Here is a 19902-nt window from a genome sequence, read left to right as displayed (position 1 = left end):
AGAGGATGAAGAACATGCGGGGAAATAATTTGCTGATTATTCACGGCGGCGCGCCTACAGCGGTGATGAACGCTTCGCTGTATGGGGCTGTGACCGAGGCCAAAACCCACCGGGAGATTGGCCGCATCTATGGCGCCCGGGGGGGCAGCCTGGCGGCGGCCCGGGGGAATTATATCGATCTGGGCGCGGTGGAGGCAGGGCGGCTGGAAGCCCTGCCCCGCAGCCCGTCCTCTGCCATTGGCACCAGCCGGGACCATTTGGCGCCAGAGGACTACCGGTCCCTGGCAAAAAGCCTGGCGGAGCACCAAATTGGCATGGTATGCTTTAACGGGGGCAACGGCAGTATGGACGCCTGCGGCAAGCTATACGCCGCCTGCCAGGAGCTGGGGACAGAGGTACGGGTGGTGGGCATTCCCAAAACCATGGACAATGACCTGGCTGTTACGGACCACGCCCCCGGCTACGCCAGCGCGGCCCGGTATATGGCGGCCAGCGTGGCGGAGGTCTGCTGCGACGTACAGGGACTGCCCATCCACGTGGTGGTGGTGGAGTCCATGGGCCGCGGCGCGGGCTGGCTGGCTGCGGCCAGCGCCCTGGCGGAAGAGAGCGGCCTGGGCGGGCCGGACCTCATCTATATGCCAGAGAGGCCTTTTGACGAGGGGCGCTTTTTAAAAGATGTGGGCAGGCTCATTGCCCAAAAGGGCAGCGGCGTGGTGGTGGCCAGCGAGGGCCTGCTAGGCCTGGACGGCCAGCCTGTGGTGAAGCCGGTGATGACTGTGGGCCGGGCCACTTACTTTGGGGATGTCAGCGCCCACCTGGCCAACCTGATCATCAAAAATCTGGGGTATAAGGCCCGCTCGGAAAAACCCGGCCTGCTTAGCCGGGCCTCAATGGCTTGGCAGAGTGATATAGACCGGGAGGAAGCGGTTCTGGTCGGACGGGAGGCGGTAAAGGCGGCGGTGGCTGGAAAAACCGGGGTGATGCTGGGGCTGGAGCGGCTTTCAGGCCCAGAATACGGGGTACGGACTGTGCTAATTCCCCTGGAACAGGTAATGCTTACCGAGCGGACCCTGCCGGAGGAATTCATTAATGCAGCGGGCAACGGGGTCACCCAGGCCTTTAAGGACTGGGTCCGGCCCCTGGTGGGCCCACTGCCCCGGTTTGTCAGTTTTCGATCAGAAGGAGGCAGAATATGAAACATATTTATCTCAATTTAAAACGATTTGACATTCGTCCTGCCCATGGCGGGGTCAACCGGCTGGCGCCTATGGAGGAATGGGGCGGGACTATTGTGGCCCGAACCCAGGAGGCGCTGCGGGCCTATTCCCCGAAGCAAGCCGAATTTGTGATGTACCTTCCTGAGGCCCATCTACTGGGGGCGGCCAGGGCCCAAATGGCGAACAGCCCCATTCGCCTGGGGTGCCAGGGCGTGCACTGGGCGGACACCCAGCCGGGTGGGAACTTTGGGGCCTTTACCACCTTCCGCACTGCCCACGCCGCCCTGGAGCTGGGGTGTGAGAGCGTACTCATCGGCCACTGCGAAGAGCGCGGCGGCAAGGCGGAGATCTTGGCCGAAGCAGGGGTCGCGGGGCCCCAGGCGAGCCGGGCGGTGTGCGGGCTGCTGAACCGGGAGATCCGGGCGGCCCAAAGGGCTGGGCTCTCGGTGCTGTACTGCATTGGCGAGAAGAGCGAAGAGCAGGGCCACTGGCAGGAAACCCTGGCCGCCCAGCTGGACCTGGGCCTGGACGGGGTGGACAAAAGCCGGGTGGTAGTCGCCTATGAGCCGGTGTGGAGCATTGGCCCAGGGAAAAAACCCGCGGACCGGGACTATATCCAAAAAATCGCCCGGTTTGTCAAGTCCCACGCCCCTGGCCTGGAGCTGGTTTACGGCGGCGGACTGAAAGCCGAAAACGCCGCCATGCTGGCCTCTATCCCAGAGGTGGACGGAGGGCTGATTGCCTTGACCCGGTTTTCTGGAGAAATCGGGTTTTATCCAGAGGAATACTTAGAAATCATCCGCCTGTATCTGGGCGGGGAAGGAGAAAAAGCATGAAGCTGCCATTTGAATACGGCCACGGATTTTTGGAGGCGGAGCTGCCGGACTACACCGATGTTTTCATTCCCGGCGAGACCGTGCCGGACCCGCCCTGCCTGCCCCAGGACTTTGACAGCCTGTACGCCGCCACCCTGGAGAGCCTGCGGCACCCCATTGGCATGGAGACTCTGGACCGGCTGGCCCACAAGGGCAGCCGGGTGGTGTTCGTCATTCCGGACATTGTCAAGGGCGGCTGCCAGCCCACCAGCCACCGGAAGGTGGCTATTCGGGCCTGCTTGGATGAGCTGTACCAGGCGGGCGTGGAGAAAAAGGACGTGCTCCTGCTGTTCTCCAACGGCCTGCACCCCAGGGCCACGGTGCCAGAGATGCGGGCCATCCTGGGGGAAGAGCTCTTTGGGGAGTTTTACGGCAGCGGGCAGATCACCAGCCACGACAGCGAGGACTACGACCACTTGGTGGACCTGGGCTTTACGCCCCAAGGAGACCACGTGATTCTCAACAAATATGTGTATGACGCCGATGTGGCCATTCTCCTCGGCCACACCCAGGGCAACCCATACGGCGGGTATTCCGGGGGATACAAGCACTGCGCCACGGGCATTACCCACTGGCGGAGCATCTCCGCCCATCATGTGCCCCAGGTGATGCACCAGCCGGACTTTGTGCCCGTATCCACCGCCAGCGAGATGCGCCGGAAGTTTGACCAGCAGGGCCTGTGGATGGAGGAGAAGATGGGGAAAAAATTCTTCTGCTGCGACGCGGTGCTGGACACCAAAAGCCGGCAGATTGAGATTCACTCCGGCTGGGCGAAAGAGATGCAGCCCGTCAGCTGGAAGATGGCGGACCGGCGCACCTATGTCCACTGGGCGGAGAAAAAGTACGACGTGGTGGTGTTCGGGATGCCCACCAACTTCCACTATGGAGACGGCATGGGCACCAACCCCATCCAGATGATGCAGGCCCTCAGCGCCCAGGTCATCCGCCACAAACGGGTACTGGCGGACCGCTGCGTGTTTATTGTGTCCAGCATCTGCGACGGCTGGTTCCACGAGGAGCGCTGGCCCTATTTGCGGGAGCTGTACAAGATGTTCCAGCACGACTCCATGAACATTCTGCCAGATATGAACCGCTATGGGGAGTATTTTGCCACCAACCAGGAGTATATCCGCAAATACCGCTTTGCCAACGCCTTCCACCCCTTCCACGGCTTTTCCATGATGAGCTGCGGGCACTTGGCCGAAGAGCACACCAGCGCCATCTATATTGTGGGGGCCAGAGAGCCCGGCATTGCCCGGGGCATGGGTCTAAAGACCCGGGCCACCTTTGAGGAGGCCCTCTCAGACGCCATGAAAAAGTACGTGGGGCCCAGCCCTAATATTCTGGCCCTGCCTAAAACCTTCACCACAGCGGCAGTGCACCTGTGCATGAAGGACCCAACCCAGAACAGCCACAGCCGGGACGCCGCGCCGGCCTTCCCCTGCGGGGGCTAAGAGGAAAAATTTGATTGCATAACCCCCAAATTTTGTGTACAATGAAAGAGATAGGCTGATTCAAACAGCCATAGGCAGTGTCTACACGGGGGTTCGCAGGGGATTTTTTCTCCTTTTTTCCCTGTCAAAAAACCTTGGAGTATAAAAAGCGCGCCCGCAATGTTTCTAACAGCTCCAAAAAATCTCCATACTCAAACGCATGTAGACGCCGCCTTGCCTCTGGGCAAAGAAAAATTGCTGCAAAATTGGAGAGATCAACATGGCGTACGCAGGGAACAATCTGGAACAGCTGAAGCTGCGAAACACAGAGTCCATTAAAGAGGCGATCTATAAGTACGGCCCCATCAGCCGGGCGGAGATCGCGGAGATGCTGCAGCTGACCCCGCCCACTATTTCCACCAATGTGGCCAGCCTGCTTCAGCAGGGCCTGGTGCGGGAGTGCCGGGCCGGTTCGGTAAAAGAGGAGCGGCCTTCTAAGCATACTCTGGGCCGAAAGCGGGTACTGGTGGACTTTATTCCAGACGCCCGCTACGCAGTAGGGGTAGAGCGGGGGTACTTTGGCACCCAGCTGTGTTTAACGGATCTTCGGGGACAGGTGGTGCACGCGGAGCAGTATCGGGACGAGATAGAGGACTACGGACAAGCCATGGACGCGGTGTCCCAGTACGTAGAGGATCTGCTGGACAAAACCCAAACCCCAAAAGAAAAAATCGCGGGCCTGGGCATTGGCCTGCCGGGCTTTGTGGATGGACACCATGGGGTTTTGCGGTATGGAGCCATTCATAAATGGGCGGACAAAACCGTTGCAAAGGACCTGAACGCCCGAACCGGCCTGCCCTGCCGGGTGGAAAATAACGCCCGCTGCTGCGCCCTGGGCGAAGAGCTGTTCAGCGGCAAGCTGCGGCCCGAGACCTTTGCCTATTTTCTCGTCTCCCGGGGCGTGGCCTGCCCTCTGGTCATCAGGAACCGGCTGTATTCCGGGGAAATGGCCGGCGCCGGCGAGGTGGGCCACATGGTGGTGGACCGCTTTGGGTTCACCTGCCCCACCTGTGGAAACCGGGGGTGCCTGGAGGGGGTCTCCAGCGAGCTGGCCATTCGAAACCGGTGCATCCAAACCATTCAGGCGGACATTCCCACCCTGCTGCGCACTGTGTGCAAAGATCCCTTAAACCCCAGTATGGAAGAAATTTTGCAGGTACAGCAAAGCCGGGACCGGGTGGTGTGCTCGATTATGGAGGACGCGGTTACCTACCTGGGCATTACGCTGGCCAATGTGATTAACCTTATCAACCCGCCCCTGGTGATTGTGGACGGCCGCATTATGCAGAGCCAGGAAAACCGGCAGATGCTTATAGACGTGACCAGGAAAAACCTGTTCTCGTTAAACGAGGAGGAAGTGGACATTGAATTTGTCCCCTTCGATAAGTTCCGCGCGGCCAAGGGCGCGGCGGCCCTGGCCATTCAAAAATTTGTATTGCAAGAAGGCAGGTAGAAGGGGAGTGTCCAAACGCGCTGTTATACGCACGATGTTCTGGCAGCGGACACAATAAAAGTTTTGTCCACTTTTTCAAAAGTGGTAGGGTTCTTAGGGGCAAAGCCCCTAAGCCGCCGGAGGCCAAAATATCGTCATAAAATACTCGTTGTGGACCCTCCCGGTAGAAGCAGCATAAGGTCCCCGCATACCAGGTACTCTCGCAGGTATGCGGGGGCCTTTGCTGCCACAACGCCCTTGTCGAGCCAAGGAAGAGAGCGGAACGCCCCCGCGCCACGCGGCTTGGCCGCCCAGCTTAAAAACCGGTAAATACCAATATTTAAGTAGGTTTACTACAAATGCCGCGCCCTGGAGGTTCTTTCACCAATCGGTTTAGGAGTTTGCCCAGCGCTCGTAGGCGGCCTGCTGAATCTGGACGTATTCTTCCAGACCCATGTTCTCAATGTTCTTCACATAGCTGTCCCACTGGTCAAAGCTCTGCTTGCCGGTGATGAACTGCACCTTTGTCTCGTCCACATAGGTAACAATGTCGGCGCTCAGGGCGTTCAGCCGGTCCTGCTCTTCCGTGGTGTAAGAGAAGCTGGCCAAGCCCTCTACCTGATAATAGGGCATAACCGTGTCCCAAGCCTCGAAGCAGGCGTCTGTCAGGCGGGCCCGCTCAAAAGCCTCGGTGGTGAACACCGGGCAGCCGCCGCCGGCAAACCCAATGGCGTACTGGCCAATGGCCTGGGGACGGTTCAGGCCGTCCGGGTTGTTGGTCACGTACTCGGTCATGGCATAGGTTCCGTCGCCGTTGTCAATATAGGTAACGCCTTCCTCTCCCAGCCACAGCAGCTTAGCGCCCTCTTCGCCGTAGTAGTAGTCAATCCACCGCATACTCTCCTTGGGGTAGAGGTTGGTGCTGGAGATGGCGAAAGCGCCTGAGCCAAAGGTGGTGCCCAAATTATTAAACACCCGGGCGCCATCTTCATTGGCCAGGGGTGGGGCTGCCTTGAACTCGTCCATGTGCTGGGCGCCAATGATCTCGGGGTTATTGTTGTGGAACACAGCGCCAATCAAGTCCTGTTCGCCCTTTGATGTAAAGGTAGGAATATCCTGGGTGAACATCTCGGGGTCAATAAGGCCCTTGCTGTACAGGCCGTTCACCCACTGAAGCTGGGCCTTGAAATTGTCGGAAACAGCAAACATCCGGATCTTCCCGGACTCGTCCAGATCCAGGTAAGAGCTAAGCACGTTCCGGCCCAAGCTGCCAATGCCAAAGGAGCCGTTGGTAGAGTGGAGAATGCTGTTTCCGCTGGCCCGGTCAGAGTAAGGAATCTCATCATTGGGGTCGCCGTTCCCGTTGGCGTCCTGCTCTTTAAAGGCCACCAGCACGGCCTCCAGCTCTGCCAAAGTGGTGGGCATTTCCATGTTCACATTTTCCAGCCAGCGGGTGTTGATCCAGTTGTACTCTCCGGTACCCTCTTCGCAAAGAGAACGAGAGGGCAGGGTGTAGATATTCCCGTCCGGCATGGTAACGCACTTCTTCATGTCCGGCACCTCTTCAAAACGGGCGGTCAGGTTGGGGGCGTACTGGTCGATCAAGTCGTTCATGGGCACCAGCAGGCCTTTGGAGCCATAGTTCACCTGGTCGCCCACAGAAAGGCCCGCCCGGTAGAAAATGTCCGGGTATTCGCCGCCAGCCAGCAGCACGTTTTTCTTTTCGGCATAGCCCTGGTTGGGGGCGGTTGTCCACTCAATGTGGATGTTGGAGAGCTCTTCATACTTGGTAAAGCAATATACGTCCTGCCAATCTTTGTGGGTGACGTTCTGGTTGCCAAAACCGGTAATGGTGATTTTCTCATTGACAATGGGGTAGCCCGTCTCGTTAAAATTGCTATCCTCCGCCTGGGCCTATGAGCTTACCGCCGAGCTTTTGGCGCCGCTGCTCTCTGTGGAGGAATTGGTGGAAGCGGAAGAGGAGCCCGAGTTTGTGGAAGTACAGGCGCTCAATGTCAAGAGAGCGGCAAGCAGAGCTGCCAGAACTTTTACTTTTTTCATAATGACAATTCCTTTCAAAATGTGATGGATTCACAGGTTTTCCCGTGCCCAAAGAGATGGGCGCCGCTTTGGTTTTCGTCCAAAAGCCTTTCTTGTTTTTATCCCTCCTTAACCTTTGATTGCGCCCAACATAACGCCTTTGACAAAATGCTTTTGTATAAATGGATATACCATCAGAACCGGGACGCTGGCCACAATAATGAGGGAGTACTCAATTCCCTCGCCCTGCATCACCTGTTCTGTGAATCCCTGGGTGTCCACCAGGTCCTGCACCTGAGAGAGCAGGAGAATTTCCCGAAGGAATATCTGAAGCGGAAACTTTTCCCGGGTGGATAGATATAGCAGCGCCTGAAAATACTGGTTCCAGTGGGCCACCCCATAAAACAGGCAGATCACCGCGATAATGGATTTGGACAGGGGCAGCACCACCCGAAACATAATCTGCCAGTTGCTGGCCCCGTCTATTTCCGCTGCCTCAATGAGGGACTCGGGGATACTGTTTTGGAAAAAGGTGCGCATAACCACCAGGTTGTACATGGAGATGGCCCCGGGGATGATCATGGCCCACACAGTGTCCAGCAGGCCGCAGCTTTTTACCACCAGGTACCGGGGGATCATGCCGCCGTTAAAGAACATGGTGAACGCGAAAAACATGGTAATCACCGTGCGCCCGTACAGGTCCTTTTTGGATAGGGTATATGCCCCGAAAAATGTGAGGATAAAGTTGATTCCCGTGCCCAGCACCACCAGAATGATGGAATTTTTATACCCAATCAGAATGTCCTGGTGCTCCAGTATTTTGGCGTAGGAATTCAGGGTGAACCCCACAGGGATCAGCTTCATCTGCCCCTGTAAAACCGCGAAGGGGTCTGAGAAGGAGGCGCTGACCACGTAGATGAGCGGGTACGCCACCAGTACAAAAAAGGATGGAGCAGAGCACCAGATTCACTGTGTCAAACACCCGGTCGCTGCCGGTCTTTTTGATCTTATTCATCATGTTGTCTCCCCCTTTTCCTTAGAATAGGCTGGTTTCGCTTGCCTTTTTGGAGATCGTGTTCACAATCACCAGAAGCACGCAGTTGATGACGGAATTGAACAGGTCAATGGCCGCCGCAAAGGAGAACTGGGCGTCTACCAGGCCGGCCTCGTACACATAGGTAGAGATAATTTGAGAGGTAGATAGGTTCATGTCATTCTGCATCAGGTACACCTTTTCAAAGCCAATGCTCATAATGCTGCCGCACTGCATAATCAGCAGAATAATGGCTGTGGGCAGCAGCCCCGGCAGGGTGATGTGCCATATCCGCTTCAGCCGGGAGGCCCCGTCCACAATGGCCGCCTCATATAGGCTGGCATCAATGCCCGCAATAGCCGCTATGTAGATGATAGAGCTCCACCCCGTGCTCTGCCACACCCCGGACCACACGTACAGGTGCCGGAACCACCCGGGCTCGGACATAAAGAAGATGGGCTCTACCCCCAGGGAACTAAGCATATGGTTTACAATGCCTGTGCGGGGCGAGAGCATGTTGGTCATCATGCCCACTACTACTACTACTACTACTACTACTACTACTACTACTACGGAAAGGAAGTGGGGCGCATAGGTCACCATTTGCATGGTTTTTCGAAATTTGTTGGAATTCAGCTCGTTGAGCATAATTGCCAAAAGAATTGGCATGGGAAAGGATACCACCAGCTGGTACAGGCTAAGCACCAGGGTGTTTACCAGCAGCCGCTGGAAATAATAGGAATTGAAAAAGCGCTGGAAATGCTTAAGCCCCACCCAGTTACTTCCCGTCACGCCATCCAGGGGGTTAAAGTCCCGAAAGGCGATCTATACGCCATACATGGGCAGATAGTGGAACACAATGAAATATGCCAGCACTGGCAGCAGGCACAGATACAGCTGCCAATACTTCCGGCCAGAACGCCTCATCAGCCGGATATTGTTTTGGATGATTCCCGTCTTAGCCATCAGAATGCCTCCCGTTTGATAGTTCCCGCACCCTTACATAAAGAATTGAGACACATGGTCTCGGGTCTTTAGGATGCCACGCTTCACCTTGTCCTCGGTGCCGCTCCACACCGGGTCCTCATGCTCAATACAGATGGAGCCCAGGTAGCCGGTTTGGTACAGGCTGTCCACAATACGGTTCCAGTCCAGGTCTCCCAGGCCCGGCAGCCGGTGCATCCACCACTTGCTGTTTTGCAGGGCGCCCCGGGTCCGCAGCTGGTTCCAATCCACATAGGTGTCCTTGGCGTGGAAGTGGAAAATCTTGTCTTTAAACTTAAAGATATTTTCATAGGGGTCGATCATCTGCCACACCAGGTGGGAGGGGTCGTAGCACAGGCCGATGTGGTCGCTATTCAGCCGGTCAAAGAGCATTTCCCACAGGTCGGGGCTGGTGGCGATATTGCCCATCATGGGGCAGTTTTCCCAGCAGAGACGGACATTGTGCTTTTCCGCCTCCTCTAAAAATTCTTTGGCCAGCTCCACACAGGCATCCACGCTGTTCTCCGGCCGAAAGCCCATGCCCACAAAGGCGGCTTTGGTCACGCCCGTGGAACAGACGATCTTCTCAATGCCCAGGGCCCCGGCAAAGCGAATGCGCTCCTTTAGGGCGTCCTGGTGCAGCTTTGCCTCCTCTTCGTTTTCACTAAGGAAGTTCCGGCAGTAGATCATGGTGTGGATCTCCACCTTGCCCTGGCCCAAAACCTTCTCAAACACAGCCTGGTCCATGGGAATGGCGGGGCCCACGTCCAGCTCGCGGATGCTGTTTTCCGCCGCCCAGTCCGCAATGACCTCTAACTGCTTTACCCCAACATCGGTTAGACTGTTGGTCAATAGACTCATTTTCATCGTATAATCCTCCTATTTATAGGGTGGTGATTCAGTGTTTGATTTGAGAAGCAGGGGAACCTGCTTCTCAAAAAGTACGCGCGTACTTTTTGCCTCAATTGCCTCAGAACCCCCCGGAAAAGAATTACAGTTCCACCGTGCGGCCCGTTTCGCTGGCCTCCAGAATTTTGTCCAGAATCTCTTGGATATACAGCGCCCGTTCAAAGTTGCGGTCCGGCTGGCGGCCGGTTTTCACGCACTCTATAAATTCCTTAATCTCGGCGTTAAACCAGGGCTTCGTCACCAGCTCTTCTGGCACCGGCACGGTCTCTGTACCCCCTGCGTAGCCGCCCTCCTGGTCTTTAAACCACACCTCTACCTGGCTGGGCTGGTCGTCCCGGAACAGCATCATGCCGCCCTCTCCGTACACCTCGATGGTGTGCCTGCATACCCCTAAGCGGCTGGCCACAAAGGACGCTAAGGCGCCGCTTTCAAACCGCAGGTTAAAGGCCGCGCTGTCGTCGTTGGTCACCGGACCCATGCCCGCTCCGAAAATTTGCTCCCGCTGGGGGATGGTACAGCTGAGAAAGCCCTGCACTGCCCGCACCTTTCCGCTGGCTCCGCCCAGGACCCAGTCGCACAGGTCAATCATGTGGCAGCCAAAGTCCGCCAGGGCCCCTGTGCCAGAAAGGTCCTTCTGCATCCGCCACTCCAGCTTCACCGCGGGGTTGGCTATGCGGCAGCCCCCCAGGGTCTCCCGCCAGGTGTGGATCTTTCCCAGCCGGCCCGCGTCAATCTGCTCCTTCATCCAGCGTACTGCCGGAATGCCCCGGTAGCTAAAGCCAATCATCTTCACCCGGTCTGTGCATTTACCATAGCGCACCGCCTGGGCGCAGGTCCCGGCGTCGGTACTAAGGGGCTTCTCGCACAAAACGTGCTTGCCCTTTTCCAGCGCCCGAACCACCAGGGGCACGTGGGCATAGTTGGGCACACAGATGCTCACTGCGTCCACCTGGTCCAAAAGCTCGTCAAAGGTGCCGCAGGTCGTCACGTCCAGGTCCCTCTCCTTTGCCCACTGATCCGCCCGGCCGGGGACGATGTCGTACAGTGCCACCAGCTGGCAGTCCTCCCCGCAGGAGCGGTAGCCGTTGACATGGCTATTGGCAATTCCCACCGTGTAGCCGGTACCGGCAATTCCAACCTTGATCTTCTCCATGATTTACCCTCCATCGGTCTTTATTTAAAAATTTTTATTTTATCAGCACAGGCTGTGTATTCCCTAAAAGCCGATGCATCTCTGTCTTATAGTTCTCCACCCCCGGCTGGTCAAAAGGGTCTACCCCCAGAATCACCGAGGAATAATAACAGGCCAGCAGGAAAAAGTACAGCAGCTCTCCCAGGTGGAAAGCGTCCAGCCTTTCTACTTCCAGCACCATGCAGGGCACCCCGCCCTGGCTGTGGGCCTTCAGCGTGGCCTGGTAGGCGCACTCGTTGATCTCATGAAACGTCTTTCCGTCTAAGTAATCAAAGCCGTCCCAGAGCTCAGGCTCTCTGTCCACCTCCCGGTCCGCCGGCGGGTTTTTTATGTGGAGAAAGGTCTCCAGCATCTGCCGCCGGCCCTGCTGTAAATATTGTCCTACAGAATGCAGGTCCTCTGTAAAAGAGCATACTGCTGGAAAAAGCCCTGTGCCCTTTTTTCCCTCGCTTTCGGCAAAAAGCTGTCTCCACCACCTGCCCAAGGCCTCCAGCTGGGGCTCGAAGAAGGAGAGCACCTCAATGCCCAGGCCCTTTTCCATCAGTGCGTTCCGGGCCAAAGCATAGCGCTTGGCGTCCTCCCTCAAAGGCCCGCCGGAAAGGTAATCCCGCTGGGCTTGGGCCGCTCCCTCAACGAGCTGGTCCACGTCAATTCCCGCCACTGCCGCAGGCAGCAGCCCCACTGGGGTAAATACCGAGTACCGCCCCCCCACATCCTGGGGAAAAGGCAGAAACCGGTATCCCTTCTCTTGACTAAGCCGGTGCAGCTCGCCGTCCTCCACGGTGGGGGTGGTGATAATCCGCCGGGCCGCCTCCTCTGGCGAATACCTGCTTTCCATATAGTGGCGCAGCATCCGGAAGCTTAGCCCAGGCTCTAGGGTCTTGAAATTTTTGGCAATCACGTTTATGTACACGGACCGGTTCCCAATACGCCGGATCAGGTTTTCATAGTAAGCGGCGGAGAGATTCAGGGCCGCATAGAGAATTTCCGGCCCGCCGGGGGAAGCCACATCCTGAGGACAAAGGGCCTCAATAACCGCCCGGGCCCCCTGATTGGAGCCGCCCAATCCCACCACTACAAACACCTGGGCGTTTTCACGGATCTCTTTCGCCAGCGCTTTCACCTGCTGCCGGATGGCTGGCCCAGCCCAGTCCTCGGTATGAATCCAGCCCAGCATCTCGCTGCCAAACGTGTTTTTATCCACGGTTTCCAGGGCCTGCCGGTGCCGCTGGGCGCTGGCCAAATACTCCTGCTCTGTCAAATAGCTTTCTATATGTTTTACGCAAAGTTTCATAGTCACTCTCCTGTTCTGTTCTAAAAAGCACACCACCTGTCGGCCTGCTGGGGGCCCGCCGGAGTTCAATTAATTAATTTTATTAAATTATTTCTTTCCTAAATAATATACATATACGGGTTGTTTGTCAACATATTTTTGCTTTTTTCTTTTTGCATGACTTTTTTGTTAAATTATTGTTTAAAATGACGGAGATCTTTTTTAAATTATTTTCGCTAATTTGCACCCTCAAAACCCATCTCCTCTTTGGGGAGGCCTGTGGCCATCTTCTCCAGGACTTGTTCAAAAATTTCGGAAATCAGGCCTTATTGCCCAGAAATGGCGAATTTCAGGGAGAAAGCCAGAAGTTGTAGCTGATTTTCCATGTGGAAAGCAGCCTCTTTTGGGCAATAAGACGGCGCTTTGATTTTTTGCGAGCCCTAATACTGTTTCGGTCCGCCAATTGTTTTCATACCCTTGAAGCAAAAGGGAGGTTTGGCGCTTGCCGTTTGTTATCCTCCTTTTTTAAAAGAAAAACAAAAAGGCCCCTTCCGCAATCTCTCGCTTGGAAGGGTACCTTTTGCCGCCTTACTGTGCCCAAAAGACGCCGAGGGCCGCTTGGAGCGCCTCTGGGATATAGCGCTTTTAGGAAGCCACATATGTGGGCCTGAACCAGCACCAGTAAGCATTCATCGATTATTTTTATCTCCACATTCTCCCCGCACCATTCCGCCGCAATTTGCCTTCACCATCCACTCCCTTTCCCTTCCCTAAAGGTTTTCCTAATCGCGCATCCTTATCCGCCGCCAGAACCCAACTTTTTTACTCAGACAGTGGTAGTGTAGCAGCGGATCAACTTTTATAGCAAGTCCTTTTTCCAAATACGGTTCTTGGCATATGCGATATTTGCCACGCCGCCATCCAGCCGTTCAAAACGTTCATTCTTACCTTTGGCATACCAGCAGGGGCGGTTTCCAACGCCCACCGCCTCAATTGCGTCATCTGTTCCAGCCATTATCTCGTCACAGAGGCGAATGGCGTCTTCGATAATGGTTTTCTTTTCCGGTTGACTGCCGTGGCCGCCCCACAGCAGCTCGAAATGATTCTGAAAACTTTGGAAATGCAGTAAACTCTCCTTGTAGCGCTCAATAGAAGTAGAAAACTTCGTGAACAGCAACGTGTTCCGGTTGCAGGCATCGCCGGAATACACAACACCCCTTCCACGGTCAAGAAAAACCACTGTTCCCCTGGTATGGCCAGGAACAGAAATTGTCTCTATCTGAACGCCGCCTAGGTCAAACATGCCGCCATCCTTCAATGGTAAAGTTTTGATTGGCCCGGGTACCGTCACATCATCCAGGCGGGGTTCTGTCGGCAGCGGCGCAAACATGGCTCCGTTTTTGGCAAATCCCAGGCGCATTTCACGGTCAGAGTGCTCATACAGCAGGAGAATATCCGCTGGGTCAATATAGACCTCTCCATACTCAAAGTCCGCACCAATATGGTCCACATGACCATGGGTATTCACCAGCGTTACAGGCAGGTCAGTCAACTCTCGCACAAAAGCTTTCAGACTGCCTACACCGGCCAGCCCGTCAATGAGCAGGGCTTTCTCGCTCCCCTCCACTAAGTAGCATTGCTCTCCGCCCAGGCCGGCAATCCGTGTTACATTGTCATAAATTTTTTCCGCTCTAAAAAATTTGGACTCCATCTCGATATTCCTCCTTGATTTTCTTTGTGTCTGTGCGTCAGGCCCGCTTGCATCCATTTCAAGCGAACAGAAAATTTCACTAAACGTAGTGTAGCATGAACCCGCCGCTTATTCAACTGTTATAGCGACAATTAAGAGACCGATTTGCCTCCCTGGTGGCGTGGACGTAGATGGTTCATAGTCGTGTTGACATCCGAGTGTCCCAACAGCTCCTGCACATCCTTGGGGGCCGTGCCGTAGGAGAGAAGATGGCAGGCTCTATTGGAACAATAGGCGGTTCTGAAAAAGCAGGATCATCTGGCTCCATATTCCCATCAGGCAATTTACTGTCAGGAGCAGGAGCCAAATGATCCCTATTATAAAGCGCCCCGCATACCATAAGGACGATCATCAGAGCCAGCAGAAGGAAGATCACACCGCGCAAAGCATAGGCGATCATCAGCCTTCTGCCGCGTTTTTTGCCTTGCTCTGACGGATGCTTGGCGCTCCCGTACCGTCACGGTTCAAAAACCACCTCCTTTCCGTCCGATTTTAGAATCACGGCAACTTTCTCACCGTCATAACCAACAGACAGGGCCGGGTCATTTGAAATCTTCAGACTGCGGGCGCCATCTCTGCCGCATAGATAAACGCAGTCGGAATCCATGCGGTTGATAAAGTACAGCCCCTGCTCGGTCAGGCAAAAGTCGTAAGCAACAACATTCCGAAACGGTCGTGTCTTGTGGGTCTTGGTGTCATACGCTGTCAACAAAGAATTTTCGTTGATGAAGTAGATCGTCCGCCCATCAAACGCTATATTCCCCCTGGTGGGGATGTCCAGCACTTGCGTTCGCTGGATCGTCCTGCTCACTTCCGTAATCCCATCGTTCGTAATGAAAAAAAGACTGTCGTTGTTTAAGAAAAAGCCATAGCAGTATTGCAGAAACATCCAGGTATCCCCCACGGTATAGTCAATTCCCAGCAGAGAGCGCCCGCTGTCCGTTATTTTCTCAAAAATAACCTGTTCCTCAAAGGTTTCTGTATCAAGCTGGACAATGGACACCTGGGTGGCTGTGCTGTTATAGCTGCCGACCCGATCCACATACTGTTCTGTGCGGGAGGCCATATAATAAATGTACGGGGCATCCATATAGACGGCTTTGACAGATTCCTCATCTGAAAAGGCCCCGAACAGCGGAGAAAGAGCCAAATCCGTCAAAGCGCCGGTTGCCCGGTTTTCCAGCGCGTAGGTCCGTGTCTGGTCATCATAGATCACGCTGTAAGTCACACTTTGCGAAGATGTATTGAATATCCCGTTTGCGGATTCTTTGTCAGAGCAGCCGGACAGCGAGAGCAGCACCAGCAGGCAGAGCGCGGCAATCCCGCAGCCTCTGACGGGCTTTCTTCCAGACTGCCAGCAGTTTGTGTTTTGCCGCAGGACCCACCATACCATAAAGACGCAGCACACCGCGGACAGGCCCAGCAAGGCCAGAAGCTCCTGGGGGGAGCGCTCCGAAAAAGTCACGATGGCTTCTCCTGTCAGCGAATCCTCTACGGAGGAAGCCCCCTCCAGAAAGCCGGTTGCCAGCAGGAACGGCAGGGGCAGCGGCAAGCGGTAGCAAATCTGCCGGGACAGTCCGATGTACGGTATCAAGGTGGACGCCACTCCGATCACCACCGTCAAAGCATATTTCTTCACCAAAACGGAGGTAAAGAGCAGCAGGGCGGCAAGATATACCGAGCCAAAACAGCGCAGAACGGTCAGAATTAGATACGCCGCCAGCAAAGAGATATTTTTTGTACTGCCCCCGAAACTGGCGATACTCTGAACAGGGTACTCCCCGTGGGGCAGGCCATATTTTATTCCGAAGAAAGCAAAGCGAATCAGGGCCAGCCCTCCGCAGAGAGCGAACACGGCGCAGAGGGTCATCACAACTTTGCTTCTGGCGCTCTTGCGGCTCTGGGTCGCCGTCCGCAAAAGCGCGTCCATCTGGCAGCTATACTCCGAGCAAAAAACCGTAACTGCCAAAATCAAAATAACCAGGAACAGCGGAAAATCCAGCGTTTGGGCGGAAAACAGCCCCGCCCAGCCGTTTGTGTTCAAAAAGTAACGATTGCCGGTGTTCTCGCAGATATATAAATATTGCTGATACACCGCTTCAAAACCATGCTCATGGGCCAAGACCGTGCCCGCCTCCGCAGTCTGCCGCTCATACTGTTCCGCTGTGATCTGACCGCTGTAATAGCTTTCCTGGGACCCGGAGCGGGCATAGCGGGCCTCTGTAATGGCCTGGGCCTCCTGCTCCAGCCAAGCGGCTTTTTCCTCTGTGCAGGCCCCGTCCAGCCGTTCCAGATACCACTCGTATTCCTCACGGTATTCTTCCATCGCGCGATTCTGCGGCCTGTCGGCTGCGGCCAGCCAAACTGTACTGACCAGGAGCGCGACCAAGATATAGCACAGGCCCCGCTGGTAAATCATCAGTTTTTTCCATTCATAAAAGAAAACACTCATTTTGCCCTCCGAACACAGCGGTGACCGTTTTCCGCTGACAGAAAATAGATTGCAGCTACAAGCACAAGGCCCGCGATCAGAGCAAACCATATTGCGGCCTGCCAAGTCAGGACGGGGAATCCGCCCAGGTTTATAAACTCCGTTTTGCCCAGAAGAATACGGTTTGTCAGCAGAGAATACGGGTTCAGCACCTTTGTCCAGAAAAAATTGGAATAGGCGCAGGCAGCTCCGCTGACAATCAGCGCCATACAGAGGGCAAAATTGATGACAAAGGGGAGCAGGGCATTTTTCCAGAACATTGAAACCAACAGCCAGAGCATCCCCATCACCCATGCGCCGGCGCATTTGAGCGCCGCAGACAGGAGGACATATTGAAAAATACTGAGATTGACGGATGCCTCCGCAAAGTTTGGAATTGCGAATACCGGCAGGGCCAGCCCTTCCAAAGTCTGAAAAGAGGCCGCAAAGCCAATCAGGTCAAGGAGAGAAAACCACAGCGAAGTCAAGAGCAGAAACAGGGTGGCCGCAAGGATTTTCGCCAGGGCTGTTTTTCTGCCGCCGCCCGGACTTACCAGCAGCAGCATATCCATCTGCGTTTCCCGCTCGCTTACAAAGGTTCCGATGATCCCATAGAGACAGAGCAGAAGGGTCAAGACAATGGAAAAATCATAGTTCAGATAGTAATTGCACATTTCCCGGTAGGCAAAATCGGGGATGGTGCGGCCAGCATAAAGGTTATAGATCGCGCCGCTCTCCCTCTGCTGATAGACCGCTCCTCGTTCCCCATAGAGCGCGGCGCTTTGCCGCGCTCTATTTGCCACTTGATCCGACCGGCCTCTGTACTCATAGAAATACTGCATCGGCTGCACAAAATACTTGTCCAGCAGGTTCCTGTCGCTATACAGGTTCCCGGTCATGGTGTTGGGGTCATCGGTGGCTGTGCTTGCGGTCATATCCGATGTGGCCTCCACAAGAGGCTGATAAACCGCAAGCAGGCGTTCGATCTTCTCCGGGGTGATTTCCCCCTGGTATTCCTCATAGAGCTGCCAATGAAGCGTGTGCCAGCGACCCTCTCCGTTCCCATCCGTCAGATAGGAATAGGATTTGTATTCGCCATAGATTTTGAACAGGTTGGCAAGGCTGAACACCACAAAGAGCGCCAAAATGGAACGTTTACAGAACTGCTTGATAAACTCATACCGTATCAGACGTATCATGGCGCTCCCCCCTGCAATAGTACAAGAACACATCCTCCAGGTTGGGCTGAACAGGTTGTGCGCTCTTAATTGGACATCCATCCTCAACAATGCGAAGGGCAAACTGTCCGCCCTCCTGCTTCATGTTGCTGACGCAGTACATATCGGTCAGCAGCACGGCATCCTCGGCCCCGGCGGTTACATTCCATACCTTGCCCTCAATGTTCTGCTCCAGCGCGGCGGGTGTTCCCTGCATGAGAAGCGTCCCCTGTTTCAGCAGCAGGATCTCCCGCGCGATGCACTCAACATCTGAAACAATGTGGGTTGCCAGCAGGATCGTCCGGCCCTGGGCAAACCGGGAGATCAGGTTCCGAAACCGTATCCGTTCGCTGGGGTCAAGACCGGCGGTAGGCTCGTCCAGAATCAGAATTTTAGGGTCGGACAGCATGGCCTGTACGATACCGACGCGCTGGCGCATACCGCCGGAGAGCGCGCCGATTTTCTTGTCCTGTGCGTCCGTCAGGTTTACCGTGGCAAGCAGCTCCGAAACCCGGTCCTGCCCTTCGTGGGCGGGAATGTCTTTCAGCGCACACATATAGAACAGAAAATCCTTGACGGTAAAATCCCGGTAGAAGATAGGATACTGCGGCATATAGCCGATTTGGGACAGGAACGCTTTGCCCAGCGTCCTCACATCCTGGCCGTCCACCCGGATCGTGCCGCTGTCGCCGCGCAGGATGCCCACAAAGGTATTGATGAGCGTGGTCTTTCCGGCCCCGTTTTCGCCCAGCAGGCCGTACACGCCCTCGCTCAAGACAGCGGTAAAGTTTTTCAGCGCATACTTGCTTTTGTATTGCTTCGATACGCTTTCAAATGTGATTTCCATGTTATTCTCCAAACTCAAATGTATATACCAGCGTATCAAGTTCATCGATACTGCCTCCGAGAAGCACCACGGCGGTCTTGGCCCTGTCCAAAAGGTAAATCCTGGGGATGCGGGCAAAATATGTGGAGTCGGAATTCTCAATCACTTCGGTGCCAACCAATTCGCCGGAGGCCACGTCATAGACACGAACGGTCAGAGCGCTGTCCAGAACGGCGGTAGCGACATAGTTTCCCTGCTCCGAGCCGTACACGCCGTCTTTGCCCTCACCGCTGGCAGAGAGGGAAAGCCTATTGGCGCTGCCCGTTGCCCGGTCCACCCAAAGCAGCGTTCCACCGGCCTGGGTAAAGGTTTGCGGGAAAAACAACCGGCTGACGCTGCTCTGCATTTCTTCCATTTCATAGTCGGACAGTTTTGTGAGCTTCAAACCACTGCCATCCACGGCGATGCTCCCGTGGATGGAAAATCCATCCTCGCCATCTGCCGCGGGAACCGCGTTGCCGCTGCCAAAGAACACGATCTGGCTGTTATCCTGGGCAAAGGCAGCACCATTCAGCATCGAAACACTAATGCTGGCTGTTCCGGCGTTTTCGGCCATGTCCAGGAGGGTAGTCAGGCTCCCGCTTTCCAGGTCATACAGATACAGCCCGCCCATGGCGGCGAACGCCAGCTTCTTTCCGTCTGTGGAGGCCGCTACGCCTCCGGTTTCGCTGACAACAACATCCCCCTGCAAAAGCTCATTCACCGCGATCTCCTTGTTCAGAGAAAGTGAGCTGTCATAGATGTACGCCATCATGCCGCTGTCGCCCATGCCGGACAGGACGTAGCCCCCGTCAATGGCCTGGGCTTCAAAGTCGCGCAGGGGCGCTTCTGCGGTGGCCAGCACCGAGGAAGTCTCGGTGTCGTAGAGGTACAGCTTGTCCGCCAGCACGAAAAGCGTTCCGTTCCCGGCATAGGCGCAGCCCTGGAGCTTGCCGCCAAACAGGGCGGGGTCGAAGGCGCAGGAGGAAGGGGACTGTCCCGGCTGTCCGCCAGGGGGCGGAACAGAAACCACGGGAGTGCCGGAGGGGCCGTTTCCCGAAGCCGCGGGAGCCGGGGAATGCGTCTTGCCGCAGGCGGACAATGCCAGTGTGAAAAGCAGCGCCAATGTGATGCAGAATGTCTTTTTCATGT

17 protein-coding genes are annotated in these 19902 nt (G+C 55.5%); 4 read left to right on the top strand and 13 right to left on the bottom strand.

Annotated elements, in window-relative coordinates:
• Window positions 1–14 precede the first annotated feature (14 nt).
• The 4 genes from U8U68_RS11380 to U8U68_RS11365 all read left to right on the top strand — a co-directional run bounded on the left by U8U68_RS11380 (window position 15) and on the right by U8U68_RS11365 (window position 5038).
• Window positions 15–1196 carry a diphosphate--fructose-6-phosphate 1-phosphotransferase gene (locus tag U8U68_RS11380; protein ID WP_322200919.1) on the top strand — a complete coding sequence of 394 codons (1182 nt, stop codon included), beginning with the start codon at window positions 15–17 and terminating at the stop codon, window positions 1194–1196.
• Entirely contained in the window at window positions 1193–2053 is an 861-nt protein-coding gene (locus U8U68_RS11375) for a triose-phosphate isomerase family protein (RefSeq protein ID WP_322200918.1), read from the top strand. The genes U8U68_RS11380 and U8U68_RS11375 overlap by 4 nt, the downstream gene beginning before the upstream one ends.
• A complete protein-coding gene (locus U8U68_RS11370) occupies window positions 2050–3546 on the top strand; it encodes a lactate racemase domain-containing protein (RefSeq protein WP_322200917.1) in 1497 nt (498 codons plus the stop codon). Before U8U68_RS11375 ends, U8U68_RS11370 begins: the two co-directional genes overlap by 4 nt.
• Before the next feature lie 259 nt (window positions 3547–3805).
• Window positions 3806–5038 (top strand): ROK family transcriptional regulator, encoded by a 1233-nt coding sequence (locus tag U8U68_RS11365; RefSeq protein WP_322200916.1) that lies wholly within the window; start codon window positions 3806–3808, stop codon window positions 5036–5038.
• A 372-nt stretch (window positions 5039–5410) separates the two neighbouring features.
• Here the strand turns inward: U8U68_RS11365 and U8U68_RS11360 are convergent, their stop codons facing one another.
• From U8U68_RS11360 to U8U68_RS11300, 13 genes are all read right to left on the bottom strand, one after another.
• The gene (locus U8U68_RS11360) at window positions 5411–6868 is read right to left on the bottom strand and encodes an extracellular solute-binding protein (RefSeq protein ID WP_322200962.1); all 1458 of its coding nucleotides are present in this window, start codon (window positions 6866–6868) and stop codon (window positions 5411–5413) included.
• Window positions 6869–6931: 63 nt separating this feature from the next.
• The gene (locus U8U68_RS11355) at window positions 6932–7078 is read right to left on the bottom strand and encodes a hypothetical protein (protein ID WP_322200915.1); all 147 of its coding nucleotides are present in this window, start codon (window positions 7076–7078) and stop codon (window positions 6932–6934) included.
• A gap of 108 nt (window positions 7079–7186) precedes the next feature.
• Window positions 7187–7921, bottom strand: coding sequence for a carbohydrate ABC transporter permease (locus U8U68_RS11350; protein WP_322200914.1), 735 nt, complete (start codon window positions 7919–7921; stop codon window positions 7187–7189).
• Between the two features lie 172 nt (window positions 7922–8093).
• The gene (locus U8U68_RS11345) at window positions 8094–8864 is read right to left on the bottom strand and encodes an ABC transporter permease (protein ID WP_322200913.1); all 771 of its coding nucleotides are present in this window, start codon (window positions 8862–8864) and stop codon (window positions 8094–8096) included.
• A 51-nt stretch (window positions 8865–8915) separates the two neighbouring features.
• Window positions 8916–9056: a hypothetical protein gene (locus U8U68_RS11340; RefSeq protein WP_322200912.1), complete on the bottom strand. Its 141-nt coding sequence runs from the start codon at window positions 9054–9056 to the stop codon at window positions 8916–8918.
• 33 nt (window positions 9057–9089) lie between these two features.
• Window positions 9090–9941, bottom strand: a complete 852-nt coding sequence (locus tag U8U68_RS11335) for a sugar phosphate isomerase/epimerase family protein (RefSeq protein WP_322200911.1) — start codon at window positions 9939–9941, stop codon at window positions 9090–9092.
• Window positions 9942–10065: 124 nt separating this feature from the next.
• Window positions 10066–11136: a Gfo/Idh/MocA family protein gene (locus tag U8U68_RS11330; RefSeq protein ID WP_322200910.1), complete on the bottom strand. Its 1071-nt coding sequence runs from the start codon at window positions 11134–11136 to the stop codon at window positions 10066–10068.
• 34 nt (window positions 11137–11170) lie between these two features.
• Complete coding sequence (locus U8U68_RS11325; RefSeq protein WP_322200909.1) at window positions 11171–12469, bottom strand: phosphoglucose isomerase-related protein; 1299 nt, start codon at window positions 12467–12469, stop codon at window positions 11171–11173.
• 838 nt (window positions 12470–13307) lie between these two features.
• Window positions 13308–14159 (bottom strand): MBL fold metallo-hydrolase, encoded by an 852-nt coding sequence (locus U8U68_RS11320; protein WP_322200908.1) that lies wholly within the window; start codon window positions 14157–14159, stop codon window positions 13308–13310.
• A gap of 496 nt (window positions 14160–14655) precedes the next feature.
• Entirely contained in the window at window positions 14656–16650 is a 1995-nt protein-coding gene (locus U8U68_RS11315; protein WP_322200907.1) for an ABC-2 transporter permease, read from the bottom strand.
• Window positions 16647–17867 (bottom strand): ABC transporter permease, encoded by a 1221-nt coding sequence (locus U8U68_RS11310; RefSeq protein WP_322200906.1) that lies wholly within the window; start codon window positions 17865–17867, stop codon window positions 16647–16649. The genes U8U68_RS11315 and U8U68_RS11310 overlap by 4 nt, the downstream gene beginning before the upstream one ends.
• Window positions 17845–18732, bottom strand: coding sequence for an ABC transporter ATP-binding protein (locus U8U68_RS11305; protein WP_322200905.1), 888 nt, complete (start codon window positions 18730–18732; stop codon window positions 17845–17847). Before U8U68_RS11305 ends, U8U68_RS11310 begins: the two co-directional genes overlap by 23 nt.
• Window position 18733: 1 nt before the next feature.
• Window positions 18734–19900: a WD40 repeat domain-containing protein gene (locus U8U68_RS11300; protein WP_322200904.1), complete on the bottom strand. Its 1167-nt coding sequence runs from the start codon at window positions 19898–19900 to the stop codon at window positions 18734–18736.
• Window positions 19901–19902: the final 2 nt, after the last annotated feature.

The sequence above is a fragment of the Acutalibacter intestini genome (assembly GCF_034334985.1).
In the GTDB taxonomy this organism is placed as follows: Bacteria; Bacillota; Clostridia; order Oscillospirales; family Acutalibacteraceae; genus Acutalibacter; species Acutalibacter intestini.
The sequence above is the reverse complement of the archived record's forward strand: the minus strand, read 5'-3'. Positions and strand labels throughout refer to the sequence as shown.